At 66.5% G+C, this 13,668-nt stretch carries 15 protein-coding genes and 1 tRNA gene; 12 read left to right on the top strand and 4 right to left on the bottom strand.

The window, feature by feature from the left end; all coding sequences use genetic code 11:
• Positions 1 to 99 precede the first annotated feature (99 nt).
• Positions 100 to 267, top strand: a complete 168-nt coding sequence (locus sphst_RS20885) for a hypothetical protein (protein WP_199848933.1) — start codon at positions 100 to 102, stop codon at positions 265 to 267.
• Here the strand turns inward: sphst_RS20885 and sphst_RS07320 are convergent.
• Entirely contained in the window at positions 264 to 896 is a 633-nt protein-coding gene (locus tag sphst_RS07320) for a S24 family peptidase (protein ID WP_031393679.1), read from the bottom strand. The genes sphst_RS20885 and sphst_RS07320 overlap by 4 nt on opposite strands.
• Positions 897 to 986: 90 nt before the next feature.
• Here sphst_RS07320 and sphst_RS07315 point away from each other — a divergent pair, with 90 nt between their 5' ends.
• The 4 genes from sphst_RS07315 (at position 987) to sphst_RS07300 (ending at position 4,017) form a co-directional block, all read left to right on the top strand.
• On the top strand, positions 987 to 1,175 hold the full coding sequence (locus sphst_RS07315) for a hypothetical protein (protein ID WP_031393680.1): 189 nt from the start codon (positions 987 to 989) through the stop codon (positions 1,173 to 1,175).
• Entirely contained in the window at positions 1,172 to 1,498 is a 327-nt protein-coding gene (locus tag sphst_RS07310; RefSeq protein ID WP_159043547.1) for a hypothetical protein, read from the top strand. The genes sphst_RS07315 and sphst_RS07310 overlap by 4 nt, the downstream gene beginning before the upstream one ends.
• Before the next feature lie 66 nt (positions 1,499 to 1,564).
• Positions 1,565 to 2,761: an acyl-CoA dehydrogenase gene (locus sphst_RS07305; RefSeq protein ID WP_031393682.1), complete on the top strand. Its 1,197-nt coding sequence runs from the start codon at positions 1,565 to 1,567 to the stop codon at positions 2,759 to 2,761.
• A 50-nt stretch (positions 2,762 to 2,811) separates the two neighbouring features.
• The gene (locus tag sphst_RS07300; RefSeq protein WP_051916316.1) at positions 2,812 to 4,017 is read left to right on the top strand and encodes a CaiB/BaiF CoA transferase family protein; all 1,206 of its coding nucleotides are present in this window, start codon (positions 2,812 to 2,814) and stop codon (positions 4,015 to 4,017) included.
• A 79-nt stretch (positions 4,018 to 4,096) separates the two neighbouring features.
• Here the strand turns inward: sphst_RS07300 and sphst_RS07295 are convergent, their stop codons facing one another.
• On the bottom strand, positions 4,097 to 5,404 hold the full coding sequence (locus sphst_RS07295) for a sugar MFS transporter (RefSeq protein ID WP_031393684.1): 1,308 nt from the start codon (positions 5,402 to 5,404) through the stop codon (positions 4,097 to 4,099).
• Between the two features lie 172 nt (positions 5,405 to 5,576).
• Here sphst_RS07295 and sphst_RS07290 point away from each other — a divergent pair, with 172 nt between their 5' ends.
• From sphst_RS07290 to sphst_RS07260, 7 genes are all read left to right on the top strand, one after another.
• Complete coding sequence (locus sphst_RS07290; RefSeq protein ID WP_031393685.1) at positions 5,577 to 6,338, top strand: class II aldolase/adducin family protein; 762 nt, start codon at positions 5,577 to 5,579, stop codon at positions 6,336 to 6,338.
• 40 nt (positions 6,339 to 6,378) lie between these two features.
• The gene (locus tag sphst_RS07285) at positions 6,379 to 6,924 is read left to right on the top strand and encodes a (2Fe-2S)-binding protein (RefSeq protein ID WP_107045359.1); all 546 of its coding nucleotides are present in this window, start codon (positions 6,379 to 6,381) and stop codon (positions 6,922 to 6,924) included.
• A 124-nt stretch (positions 6,925 to 7,048) separates the two neighbouring features.
• A complete protein-coding gene (locus sphst_RS07280) occupies positions 7,049 to 7,945 on the top strand; it encodes an RcnB family protein (protein WP_107045358.1) in 897 nt (298 codons plus the stop codon).
• A 91-nt stretch (positions 7,946 to 8,036) separates the two neighbouring features.
• The gene (locus sphst_RS07275) at positions 8,037 to 8,720 is read left to right on the top strand and encodes a prolyl hydroxylase family protein (protein WP_031394309.1); all 684 of its coding nucleotides are present in this window, start codon (positions 8,037 to 8,039) and stop codon (positions 8,718 to 8,720) included.
• Between the two features lie 84 nt (positions 8,721 to 8,804).
• Entirely contained in the window at positions 8,805 to 10,556 is a 1,752-nt protein-coding gene (gene recJ / locus sphst_RS07270; RefSeq protein ID WP_031394310.1) for a single-stranded-DNA-specific exonuclease RecJ, read from the top strand.
• A 47-nt stretch (positions 10,557 to 10,603) separates the two neighbouring features.
• Positions 10,604 to 10,678: transfer RNA gene (locus tag sphst_RS07265), tRNA-Glu, on the top strand.
• A gap of 257 nt (positions 10,679 to 10,935) precedes the next feature.
• On the top strand, positions 10,936 to 11,280 hold the full coding sequence (locus sphst_RS07260; protein WP_051916399.1) for a hypothetical protein: 345 nt from the start codon (positions 10,936 to 10,938) through the stop codon (positions 11,278 to 11,280).
• On the opposite strand, the gene sphst_RS07255 is transcribed toward sphst_RS07260, so the two are convergent.
• Complete coding sequence (locus sphst_RS07255) at positions 11,266 to 11,469, bottom strand: hypothetical protein (RefSeq protein ID WP_031394312.1); 204 nt, start codon at positions 11,467 to 11,469, stop codon at positions 11,266 to 11,268. The two genes, sphst_RS07260 and sphst_RS07255, sit on opposite strands and share 15 nt — an antisense overlap.
• 45 nt (positions 11,470 to 11,514) lie before the next feature.
• A complete protein-coding gene (locus tag sphst_RS07250; RefSeq protein WP_107045357.1) occupies positions 11,515 to 13,503 on the bottom strand; it encodes a BCCT family transporter in 1,989 nt (662 codons plus the stop codon).
• Positions 13,504 to 13,668 lie beyond the last annotated feature (165 nt).

Below are 13,668 nucleotides of genomic sequence, written 5' to 3'. Positions count from 1 at the left end.
TCGAAATATCCTGCCGGACAATCAGCGCGTTGCGCGGTGCATTGTCCGCGTCGGCAGCCGGCACTGGCGTCCGCGCGCGCGACGTGGCAGGTGCGGGACATGGCTGACAAACGTCCGACCGCCGCCGGCGGCTTCCTGATCGCGATGGGCATCCTTGGCGGCGCGGGGGTCGGATTTGCGATCGGCCAGGCCACGCCCGGCCTCCTGATCGGCACCGCGATCGGCGTCGCCGCCGCGCTGCTCGTCTGGATCCGCGACCGCCGCTAGGCGGGTTCGCGCATCTGCCAGACGACGCGGCCGACAATGTCGACCGGGCCGTCGGGCACCGGCGGCGCTGCAGGATTGTCGCTCGACACGCTGAGCGTCCCGTCCCGCAACGCGACCCGCTTGACCATCGTCAGGCCATCGACCCGGATGACGTAGAGCCGCCCGCGCGCGCCCGGCACCGTGGTCGCCATATTGACGATGATGTGATCGCCATCCTGCAGGCCGGGTTCCATCGATGTCCCCCGGACCCGGATGATCGCAGCCTGCCCGTCGCGCAGCCCGAGCCGCCGCGCCAGCGCGGGGTCGATCACGTCGGTGCCCAGCAACACCTCGTCATCGACCAGCGCACCCGGCCCGGCCGACGCCTGCACCGCCAGCCGGGCGATCTGGAATCCGGTGCGGCTCTGCCCCGCCTTCCCCCCGCTCCCACCGAGCACATGGTCCTCGACGCCGAGATACTGCGCGAGCAGCCGGCGATCGTCCTCCGCCAATCGTCGTGGCGAACCGCGCTTCACATACTGCTGCAGATAGGCCGCATTGCGACCCAGCATCGCCGACAGGGCCGCCAGACTGTCCCCGCGCGCAGCCGCAAGCTGTGCCAGCGCTGCTCGGGGTTCGGGATCGGACATGGCGAGACCATAGCGCAGGAAAAATCCTAGACAAGTTGGATTTCAGGGAACAGATCGTGAACGGACACAGGGAATCATGAGGAGCAAACGATGTCCGTACTGGTCAAGATCAACCATTATTTGCGGCAGACCGACATGGGGGCGGCGACCTTCGGACGGCGTGCGGTGAATGACTCCCGGCTCGTCGCGGATCTCAGACGCGGTCGTCAGCCACGCGCGGGACTGGTCGCGCGAATCGAGGCGTTCATCGCGAACACGTCCGGGCGCGGCCGGTCGTGAGGATGGACCCCCTGCGCGGCCCCGATGTCGCGACGCGGTTGATCCGCGCACTTCACGCCGGTGCCGCAGCATCGGGCACGCCATTCGAGGTGATCGAGACGGTTTCGCACCCGTGGGCGAGCGCCACCTTCTCGGGCGAGCAACACCATCTGGTCATATTGGCGGATCCCATACCCGGTTTTCGATCCTGGCTTGCCGCCCTGCCCGATGCCGAGCTGCCGCTGCGGGGACACATCCTCGCCGATCTCGCGATCGACATGGTGGAGCAAGTCGGGTCGCGGCTGCGTGTCACCATCGCGGCGTTGACGCTGATCGACGCATAGCCATGCCTTGGGGCTGGACTTTCGGCCCTGGAAACACGAAGTCGGCGGCCAATGAAGGAGATGACGATGGCAGGCACCGGCGCCGGAATGGGCAAGTTCGAATGGGCGGATCCGTTCCTGCTCGACGACCAGCTGAGCGAAGACGAACGCATGATCCGCGATACCGCGCGCGCCTATGCCGAGGACAAGCTCGCGCCGCGGATCATCGACGCGTTCCAGCACGAACATACCGATCCCGCGATTTTCCGCGAAATGGGCAATCTCGGCCTGCTCGGTCCGACTATCCCAGAGGAATATGGCGGCGTCGGCGCCTCCTATGTCGCGTACGGCCTGGTCGCGCGCGAGGTCGAGCGGATCGACTCGGGCTATCGCTCGATGATGTCGGTCCAGTCGAGCCTGGTGATGTACCCGATCAACGCGTTCGGCTCCGAAGCGCAGAAGCGCAAATTTCTGCCAAAGCTCGCGACCGGCGAGTTCATTGGCTGTTTCGGGCTGACCGAGCCCGATGCGGGTTCGGACCCCGGCGGTATGACGACGCGCGCGAAGAAGACCGCGAATGGCTATGTCATTTCGGGCGCCAAGACCTGGATCTCCAACTCGCCGATCGCCGACGTGTTCGTCGTCTGGGCCAAGTCCGACGAGCATGGCGGCGGCATCCGCGGCTTCCTCCTGGAACGCGGGATGAAGGGGCTCGAGACGCCCAAGATCGAGGGCAAGCTGTCGCTGCGTGCGTCGATCACCGGCATGATCCTGATGGACGAGGTCGAGGTCGGCGAGGACGCGCTGCTCCCCGACGTCCAGGGGCTGAAGGGGCCATTCGGCTGCCTCAACCGCGCGCGCTACGGGATTTCGTGGGGGGCGCTCGGTGCCGCCGAATTCTGCTTCCACGCCGCGCGGCAATATGGCCTCGATCGCAACCAGTTCGGCACCCCGCTCGCCGGGCGGCAGCTCTATCAGAAGAAGCTCGCCGACATGGAGACCGAGATCGCGCTCGGGCTCCAGGCGTCACTGCGCGTCGGGCGGCTGATGGACGAGGGGCGGTTCGCGCCCGAGATGGTCTCGATCGTCAAGCGCAACAATGTCGGCAAGGCGCTCGACATCGCGCGGATGAGTCGGGACATGCACGGCGGCAACGGCATTTCGGGGGAATATCAGGTGATGCGTCACATGATGAACCTCGAGACGGTCAACACCTATGAGGGCGCACACGACGTCCACGCGCTGATCCTCGGCCGCGCGATCACGGGTATTGCAGCGTTTTGAGAGCGACAAGCCCCTCCCCTTCAGGGGAGGGGTTGGGGTGGGGGTTTTCCATGAACGCAGCCGAGGATTTTGGGGCGCTGCCCCACCCCGACCCCTCCCCTGAAGGGGAGGGGCTAAGAAGATCGCCGCCCCTCGCCGGCCTCAAGGTCGTCGAACTCGCCCGCATCCTCGCCGGCCCCTGGGCTGGCCAGGTGCTCGCCGATCTCGGTGCCGACGTGACCAAGGTCGAGAGCCCCGCGGGCGACGACACCCGGACCTGGGGCCCGCCGTTCATCGACAACCCCGACGGCACCCGCGACGCTGCCTATTTCCATGCCGCCAACCGCGGCAAACGCTCGGTCGTCGCGGACTTCACGACGCCCGAGGGACAGGCCGCGGTTCGTGCGCTGATCGCTGACGCCGATGTCGTGATCGAGAATTTCAAGGTCGGCGGGCTCGCCAGATACGGCCTCGACTATCCGACGCTCGCCGCGATCAATCCGCGGCTCGTCTATTGCTCGATCACCGGCTTCGGACAGGACGGACCCTACGCACCACGCGCGGGCTATGACTTCATCGTCCAGGGCATGGGCGGGATCATGGATCTCACCGGCGAGCCTGGTGGCGCCCCGCAGAAGATCGGCGTCGCGTTCGCCGACATCATGACCGGGCTCTATTCGGTGATCGCGATCCAGGCGGCGCTGGCGATGCGCGAGCGGACCGGTCGGGGGCAGCAGATCGACATGGCGCTGCTCGACACGATGACCGGGGTGCTCGCCAATCAGGCGATGAACTGGTTCGCGAGCGGCGTCTCGCCGACGCGGGTCGGCAACGCCCACATGAACGTATGCCCCTATGCCGTCTTCCCGACGAGCGACGGGTGGTTCATCCTCGCGGTCGGCAATGACGGGCAGTTCCGGCGGTTCTGCGATGCGATGGGCTTACCTGAAATGCGCGACGATCCGCGGTTCGCGACCAATGCCGGGCGGCTCGCCTTCAAGGATATCTTGTTTGCAGGGATCGAGGCGGCGACCTCGCTGGTGCCTAAACTTGAGCTGCTCGCGCGGCTGGAGGCGGTCGGCGTACCCGCCGGGCCGATCAACACCGTCGCGCAGGCATTCGACGATCCACAGGTGATCGCGCGCGGCATGGCGATCGACGTCGTGCGTCCGGATGGATCGACCGTCCCGGGTCTCCGCACGCCGATCCGCTTCTCGGATGCCGATCTCGCGACCGGGCGCGCGGCACCAATGCTGCCAAAACACCCATCATCCTGACGAAAGTCAGGATCCAGAGCCACGGACGGTAGCGGTCGTGGCTCTGGATCCTGGGTCTAGCCCAGGATGACGACGGGGATTAGGCGGCGGCCGTCACCGGCTTGCGCGCATACACCCCGTACGCAAGGATCAGCGCGTAGCAGATCGCCGGGAGCAGCAACGCGAAGTGCAGGCTGCCCGACGAGTCCGCGAGCACGCCCGTGAAATAGGGAATGATCGCGCCGCCGACGATCGCCGTGGCGATCACGCCCGACCCCTCGGCCGCACGCTTGCCAAGGCCTTCGGATGCCAAGGCGAAGATCGTCGGGAACATCACCGAATTCATGAGCCCGATCGACAGCAACGCCCAGCCCGACACGGCACCCTCGGTATTCGCCGAGATCAGGATCAGCGCCAGCGTCCCGGTCGCGACACCGGCCAGAACCTTGCCTGGCGACACCTTGTTGAGGACATAGGCCCCGATGAACCGCCCGATCAGCGCGCCGCCCCAGTAGAAGGGCACGTGCTGGCCGGCAGCGACATCGCTCAGGCCCATCACGCTCGGCTGCATCAGGTAGTTGACGATCAGCGAGCCGACCGCGACCTCGGCGCCGACATAAAGGAAGATGCACGCCGTCCCCATCGCGAAGCGCGGGCGCTTGAGCAGCGTGAAGGCGTGGAGGATGCTGCCCGTCTGCTCCTGCTCCTCGTTCAGCCGGTTCCGCCGCGTCCAGACGACGGCGGCGACGATCAGCAGCGCGATCGCGAGGCCGATATAGGTGTGCACGACGGTCCGCGACGATTCGGTCCGGTAGGCGTCAAGCGCGGCGCCGGTCAGCGTCGAGGAATCCACCGTCGCGAGACCACCAAGGATGACCGCGGAACCGACATAAGGGAAGATCGTCGTGCCGAGCGAGTTGAACGCCTGCGCGAAGGTCAGCCGGCTCGATGCCGATTTCGGCGCGCCGAGCGCCGAGATCAGCGGGTTGGCGACGACCTGGACGACCGTGATGCCCGCGCCCAGCACGAAAAGCGCGAACAGGAACATCTCGAAGCTGGCCTTGCCCGCCGCCGGGATGAACAACAGGCACCCGACGGTCATCGTCACCAGCCCGATCGAGGCGGTGCGCATATAACCGGCCTTGCGCACGATCGCCGCGGCAGGAATCGAGAACAGCGCATAGGCGAGGAAGAAGGCCGACTGGACCAGCATCGCGGTCGCATGGTCGAGCGTGAACAGCTCCTTCATCTTCGGAATGATGATGTCGTTCAGCGAGGTGATGCCGCCGAAGATGAAGAACAGGGCGAAGACGAAGACGCGCAGGTCGGGGGCGTCGTAACCGTGATTGGCATCGCCCTCTGCGGCGGCGCCTCCCGCGGCGGCGGTGTGATGGGTGTCGACATGCATGATAAATTGCGCCCTCTCGCGGTCTTGTTGGGCGGCGGCATAAGCCGGGGCGACCGCGCGTGGCAATGGCAGAGGCGCGTTCGCGCGCCCGGCTGCGGCGTGCCACCCGTCGATTGCCGCGCTTTCGGGCATCGGGTATGCCGTTTGCAAACGCGACAAGGGAGAGCATGAGATGGCGACCGCAGCGCTGCGCAATTCGACGGTTTCACCCGCGGAATGGGAGGCCCGCCAGCAGCTTGCCGCCTGCTACCGCGTGTTCGACATGCTCGGCTGGTCCGAGATGATCTACAACCACATCACGTTGAAGATCCCCGGCGAGGACGGCGCGTTCCTGATCAACCCGTTCGGGCTGCATTTCAGCGAGGTGACCGCGTCGAGCCTCGTCAAGATCGACATCGATGGCAACAAGCTCGACCAGAACCCCTATCCGGTCAATCTCGCGGGCTTCACGCAGCACGCGCTGTTCCACAAGCACCTGCCCGACGCGCATTGCATCATGCACACGCACACCACCGCGGGGATGGCGGTCAGCGCGGTCGAGGGCGGGCTTCAGCCGACCAATTTCTATGCCTGCAATTTCATCGGCCAGATCGCCTATCATGATTTCGAGGGCGTCACCGTCCGGTCGGAAGAGGGCGAACGGCTGATCGAGCATCTCGGCGACAAGCGCGTGATGCTGCTGCGCAATCACGGCATCCTGGTCATGGGCCGGACGCTGCCCGAGGCGTTCATCAAGCACTGGTCGCTGCAGCGCGCCTGCGAGATCCAGGTCGCGACGGCGTCGATGGGCACGCCGATCCTGATCCCCGACGATGTGGTCAAGGTGCACCAGCGCGATCTCGGCAAGGTCTCGATGCCCGGTGGTGCGGGCAAGGCGGATTTCGAGGCGATGGTCCGGCTGATCGACAAGCGCGACACAAGCTGGCGGCAATAGCCCCCTCCCCTCCGCCCGGGGGATCGGCTAGCGCGCGGGGATGACCCGCTTCACCGTCAACAACCAGGCGATCGAATATCGGCTCGATCCCGCGACGCCGCTGCTCTGGGCTTTGCGCGACGCGTCGAATCTGACGGGGACAAAATATGGCTGCGGCACCGGCCATTGCGGCGCCTGCACGGTCGATATCGACGGTCGTGCGGTGCGCAGCTGCCGTGTGCCGATCGGGTCGATCGAGGGGCGCTACGTCACCACGATCGAGGGGCTGTCGCACGAACGCAACCACCCGCTGCAGCTCGCCTTCATCGCCGAAGCGGTCCCGCAATGCGGCTTCTGCATCCCCGGCATGATCATGGCCGCCACCGCGCTGCTGAAACGCGATGCAGACCCCAGCGAGGCGCTGATCCGCGAACAGATCACCAATCTGTGCCGTTGCGGCGTCTATCCGCGCGTCGTCGAGGCGATCCAGCGCGCGGGCCGCGCGACCCGCGGCGAGGAGGTCCTGCCCGCCGGCCCGCGCCCCGGGATCGACCCGGCGGATTCCGCACGGCTCGTCCCCGCGCTCGTCCCACCGCCCGCGCGCTAGGGCGCCCGCGCACGAATCCTGTCGGATCGCTGACCAAGCCATTCAGCGTCGCCTCACGCCCGTAAGGCTAGACGGGGTGCACCATAGGAGCCGGCTCGTGCGCCGGCAGTCGAGGACGACGGCAATGACGCGGAGTTTCCTGAAGATCTTGCTCGTGGCATCCGCACTGGTGCCGGTTGCCGCACAGGCGCAGCGGTTCGGTGCCGAGGCGCCGGGGAATGGCGAGATGCGTGGTGATTGGAGCGATCGCGGCGATCGCGGCGATCGCGGCGATCGCGGCGATCGGCCGCAGCGTCCCGACCGGGGGGCGATCGTGCAGGGTACGGCACGCGGCGATACGCCCGATGCGCGCAACGGCCGACCGGACGGCCCCCGGCAGGACTGGAATGCGCGTGTGGGGTCGGACCGGCAGGCCGACCAGGTTCGCGAGAACTGGGTTCGCGGTAACGCGCAGCGCGATGCCGCCCGCCAGGACGTCCGAAACGATCGCCGCGGTCAGCCCGACCGCGCCCGCTTCGACGGCCGCCCCGGCGAGGACCGCGGCTATCGTGACGATCCACGCGGGCGCGACGACCTTCGCGGCCGCCCGGATGGGCGGGGGCGCGACGACTGGCGTGGCCGCGACGGCGATCGGGATCGCAACGGCCAGTATTTCGGCGGCTACGGCACCGTCCAGGGCTATGGCCGCGGCGGATATGGCCAGCGCGGCGCATGGAACCGCGGCTGGCGCAGCGACACTCGTTATGGCTGGAGCGACTATCGCGCGAGCAACCGCGGCGCCTACCGCCTGCCGCGCTATTATGCGCCGAACGGATGGGGCTCGGGCTATCGTCGCTTCGGCATCGGCTTTTCGCTGAACAGCATTCTGTACAACCAGAATTACTGGATCCAGGATCCCTACACCTATCGCCTGCCCGAGGCTTACGGCCCGTATCGCTGGGTCCGCTATTACAACGACGCGTTGCTCGTCGATCTCGACAGCGGGCGGGTGGTCGACACGGTCTACGACATCTTCTGGTAAGTGCTGCGCGCCACGACGGGCCACCCCGCCCGTCGTGGCGTACCCGTTGCGCCCCCTTGCGTTTCGCGGACGGCTGCGCAAATTCGGATCCATGGGTTTATTCACCAAAGCCAAGCCGCAGGATCCGATGGCGCCGACACGGCAGGCGGCCGGCGCCAGCGTCGCCGCGCGGCTCGACGCCAATTCGAAGGTCCAGCGGGTCGCGATCGACGGGGTGCAATTCTATCACCATGCCAACTTCCTCGACGCCGCGACCTGTCGCGCGCTCATCGCGCTGATTGATTCGAAGCGGCGGCCGTCGACGCTGCTGTCCGACCGCCCGAACAGCAGTTTCCGCACGTCGGAGAGTTGCGACATGGATCGCTGGTCCCCCGATGTGCAACCCACCGACGAGGCGATCGCCGCGCTGCTCGGCATCGATCTGCCGCATGGCGAGACGATGCAGGGTCAGCGTTACGCCCCCGGCCAGCAATTCCGCGCGCATCACGATTATTTCCACGCCAGCGAAAGCTATTGGGACAAGATGCAGGAACAGGGCGGCCAGCGCACTTGGACCGCGATGGTCTATCTGAACGACGTGCCCGAGGGCGGCGCCACGTGGTTCCCGCAGGCAGGCGTCAAGGTCGCGCCCAAGCGCGGGCTGCTGCTCGCGTGGAACAACATGAGCCCCGACGGCAGCCCCAACGGCCTGACGCTCCACGAAGGCATGCCGGTGGTCGAGGGCGTCAAATACATCGTCACGAAATGGTTTCGCGAACGCCCTTGGATCAAGTGATTCCCCTCCCCCGTCGAGGGAGGATCGCCTGCCCGCGTCGGTGAACCCGCTCGACAATCCCCCCGCAGCCACTACCTCCGGCGCATGACAGTTCTCGGCGTAACCTCCTCGATCCTTGGCCAGCCCTGGCGCTGGCGCTCGCTCGCCGCGGACGCGCGCGACGGGTTCGGCGGCGACGATCTGGTGACCCAGCTCCTTCTCGCACGCGGCTGTCCGCGCGAGGCGCTCGACGCGCACCGCACGCCGTCGATCCGCGCGTTCATGCCCGACCCGTCGATCTTCCGCGACATGGACCGCGCCGCCGATCGGCTCGCCGATGCGGTGCAGGCGGGCGAACAGGTCGCGATCTTCGGCGATTACGACGTCGACGGCGCGACCTCCGCCGCGCTGATGATCCTCGTGCTCCGCGATCTGGGGATCGAGGCACGCGCCTATATCCCCGACCGTCTGCTCGAAGGCTATGGCCCGTCGGGCGAGGCCATGGTCCGGCTCGCGGGCGAAGGCGCCTCGCTGATCGTCACCGTCGACTGCGGTGCACAGGCGTTCGACGCTCTCAATGCCGCGCGCGATGCGAAGGTCGATGTGATCGTGATCGATCACCACAAATGCTCGACCGCGCTCCCGCACGCGCTGGCGCTCGTCAATCCCAACCGGCTCGACGAGGACGAGGGCGCCGCGCACGGCCATCTCGCCGCGGTCGGCATGTGCTTCCTCGCTGCTGCCGCGCTCGTCCGCACGCTGCGCACGCGCGGCTTCTTTGAGAACCGCGCCGAGCCCAAGCTCATCGACCTGCTCGACATCGTCGCGCTCGGCACCGTCGCCGACGTCGCGCAGTTGCGCGGGCTCAACCGTGCGTTCGTCGCGCAGGGGCTGAAGGTCATGGGCGCGCGCCGCAACATCGGAGTTGCCGCGCTGATCGAGGCGTCGCGGCTGACGCGCAACCCGACCTGCACCGATCTCGGCTTCGCGCTCGGCCCGCGGATCAACGCCGGCGGGCGCGTCGGCCGCGCCGATCTCGGCGTCCGCCTGCTGACGACGCAGGACCCTGACGAGGCGCGCGGGATCGCCGAGGAGCTCGACCGTCTCAACGAGGAACGCCGCGCGATCGAGACCGCCGTGCAGGAAGCCGCCGACCTGCTCGCCAGTCGCGACCGCAGCGTCTCGGTCGTCGCCGGACAGGGCTGGCATCCCGGCGTCATCGGCATCGTCGCGGGTCGCCTGAAGGAAAAGCTCGGCCGGCCCGCGATCGTCATCGCGATCGACGAATACGGCATCGGCAAGGGATCGGGCCGGTCGATCCCGGGCGTCGATCTCGGCGCGGCGGTGATGGCGGCGCGCGAGCAGGGCCTCCTCGTGTCGGGGGGTGGCCACGCGATGGCGGCCGGGCTGACGATCGCCGAAGCGGCTATCCCGGCTTTCGCCGATTTCCTCGAGGACCGGCTCGCCGCGGCGGTCGCGCAGTCGAATGACGGCCGCGCGCTGCTGCTCGATGCGGTCCTTGCCGCGGGCGGGGTCAATCCGGCGCTGGTCGAATCGATGGACGCAGGCGGACCCTATGGCATGGGTTGGCCCGCACCTCGCGTCGCGATGGGGCCGGTCCGCGTGATCAAGGCGGATGTGGTAGGCAATGGCCATGTCCGCACGATCGTCGCGGGCGACGACGGCCGCAGCGTCAAGGCGATGGCGTTCCGCGCCGCCGAGACGCCGCTCGGCCAGGCGCTGCTCGGCGCGGCCCCGCACCGCAAGCTCTGGCTCGCCGGTCGCGCCAAGATCGACGACTGGGCATCGCGCCCCGCAGCAGAATTGCACGTCGAAGATGCCGCTTGGGCCGATTGAAGGGTTGACGGGCCAGCCACTTGGCCTTAGGCGCCTCCAACCACGCAGGCCCCTTCGTCTAGCGGTTAGGACGCGGCCCTTTCACGGCTGAAGCACGGGTTCGATTCCCGTAGGGGTCACCATCTCATCGCCAAGCGGCAGAGATTGGCGATATACCAATAGAATCAACGCCTCGCGAGGCGCCGATTGCTGCAGATGGGCGTCGCATCTTGCGTTCGTCAAGCGTGGCAGATCGCGTTTCTCACGGTTTCGAATGATTGTTGCGGGGGGTGTCCGAGGGGGCAATCACCAATCCGCCGTCGGAAAATCGCCTGACAAATGGTCACTAAGCGCACCAAGGCCGTATTGCATTGAGACGGCTGTTCCGCGACTGCGGCGCATGCCTCACGCCAGCAACATCGTCTATTGCGACGGTCCAGACAGCCCCCACGCCTTCGACATCGTTCCGATCCAGCCCCGTAAGGGGAGCTTGGATGCAATGTGCGCATTCTGCAAAGGCCGGGGCCAGTGGAATACCGAGATTGATCTCGTAAGCTTCCGCTGCAAGCGCACTGCCTGCGATCGGTGCCATGGCGCTGGATGGGTAGAAACCGGCTCGGACCCGGTCGGCCTGCCCGACATCGAGATTTCACCGGAAGGCTACCCCCAGTGGACCCTGCGCTTCGAACCTGCCGACGAAGTCACGCCGATTGACCCGGAAAAACCAGGCCTATCGCAGACCTAGGAAGTTTTTGGTTTGGTCAGGCGCACCGAGCTTGGCCGCGACCCACGCAACGTCCTTGTCGCTTCGCTCCTCCGGCAGGTCCTCGCCAGGCGAGAGCGCGCCATCGGGGCGGCCTTGCGGGGTGCCGGCAATCGGCTCGTCGATGGCGCGCTCGTTGGCACTGTCCGTGATCTTCTCTCTGTTCGGCATGTCATTCTCGGCGGCGGCGGCTCCTGGTCGGCGAACAGCCCCTGCTCAGGTCATCCGCCGGGCGTGGCGGAACCGCGCATACCGATTGAGGAGATCGTTGATCAGCTGTTCGTCGCTCAGGCCGGTCACATCGTGCGCCGGCTCTCCCTCCGAGGAATGCGCCACCGCCCGGTAGTGGAGACGCTCCTGTTCGTTCGCCTTGCGCGATGCCGCCCAGGCGAAGCTTGCCTGGCGGAAGCCGCGTGCCCGAACCCCGTAGCGGAACTCGCCACGCTCGCCGTGCGGGATGCGAAGCTCGACCTGGTTTTCGTCCTGAACGAGGGTTGGCGAGAGGCCGCTGTCGCGCATCTGTGCCGCTACCGCGTCGAGCGCCGGGCTTGCCGTATCGGTGAGGAACGCCGCAACCTCACGCTTGTCGTGGAAGCGCGTAATGGTCGCCAAGCGCTGCTGCCAGCTCAACGGCGTTTCGGCGATCGGATCGGAACTCGCGGCGGACAGGTCCATCGCTTCCTGACCCTCGGTCTGCAGGGCGCGCAGCAGCCCATAGCAGATGAACACCATCACCACCGCGAATGGCAATGCACTGGCTATCGCGGCGGTCTGAAGGGCCTGGAGTCCGCCGGCGACCAGCAGCACAGCACCGACGCCGCCCGCGGATACCGCCCAGAACACACGCTGCCACACCGGCGGGTTCTCCGCCGCGCCCGACGTGATCATGTCGATGACCAATGCCCCGGAATCCGCCGACGTGACGAAGAAGGTAATGATCAAGAGTGTCGCAATACCTGAGACAATCGTTGCGAAGGGCAGTTGCTCCAGTGTCTCGAACAACGCCACCGGCAGATTGTTGGCGACGGTGTCGGCGATGGCGGCCGTACCAGCCATGTCCAGCGCGATCGCGGTGTTGCCGAACACCGTCATCCACAGGAAGGTGAAAAGGGTTGGCACCAGCAGCACGCCGCCGATGAATTCACGGATCGTGCGCCCACGCGAGATGCGGGCGATGAACATGCCGACGAAGGGCGACCAGGCGATCCACCAACCCCAGTAGAACAACGTCCAATTGCCCAGCCACGGGTTGGGTTCATAGGCGTAGAGGCGGAAGGTGCGGGGCACGACTTCGCCGAGATAGGTGCCGATGTTCTGCACAAAGGCCTGGAGCAGGAACACCGTCGACCCGGTGACGAGGACGAAGGCGAGCAGCAGTCCGGCCAGGATGATATTGAGTTCGGACAGGCGCTTCACGCCCTTGTCCAGCCCGGCAACGACCGACAGCGTGGCCATGCCGGTGATGGCGGCGATCAGGACGAGCTGAACGGGGATGCTCGTCGGCAGGCCGAACAGGTAATTGAACCCGGCATTCACCTGGAGCACGCCGAGGCCAAGCGACGTCGCAACGCCGAACATCGTACCCAGCACCGCGAAGATGTCGACGGCGTGGCCGATCGGGCCATAGATCCGCTTGCCGATCAGCGGGTAAAGTGCCGAGCGGATGGTGAGCGGTAGTCCACGGCGAAACGCGAAATAGGCAAGCGCCAGCCCGACCACGATGTAGATCGCCCAGGCGTGCAAGCCCCAGTGGAAGAAGGTGAGGACCATCGCTTCGCGCGCGGCCGCGATCGTCTTCCCCTCACCCACGGGTGGCGATGCGTAATGCTGGATCGGCTCGGCCACGCCGAAGAAGATCAGGCCGATCCCCATCCCCGCACTGAACAGCATCGCGAACCAGGACAGGTAGCTGTAATCCGGTTCGCTGTCGTCGGGCCCGAGCTTCACATCGCCATAACGACTGAACATCAGGAAGATGGCGAAGATCAGGAACCCCGCGACGGCGGCGATGTAGAACCAGCCGAAATCTGCGACGATCAGCGCCTGCACGGTCGTGAACACCCGGTTCGCGGTCTTCGGGGCGAGCGCGCCGAAGAGGGCGAAGGCCAGGATCAGGCCAGCCGAGACGAAGAATACCGGCGGATTGATCTCCGCCTTGCGTCCCGCGGCTGGCTGTCGCGAATCACTCGGTACCGGCTCGGTCAATGTACCCCCTATTCATGGTTAATGTCCTGTCCAGTGAATGGAACGACGCTGGGCCTTGTCAGTTGCGAACGAGTGTTACGATACGGGAACGATTGACCTAGCCTCTCGCTTGCGGCCTCGCCCTGTCGGTGGTGCTGTCGTCGGCGGCAGCGCAGGACGCCAGGT

The organism is Sphingomonas sp. STIS6.2 (assembly GCF_000732685.2).
Taxonomy (GTDB): Bacteria; Pseudomonadota; Alphaproteobacteria; order Sphingomonadales; family Sphingomonadaceae; genus Sphingomonas; species Sphingomonas aerolata.
The sequence above is the reverse complement of the archived record's forward strand: the minus strand, read 5'-3'. Positions and strand labels throughout refer to the sequence as shown.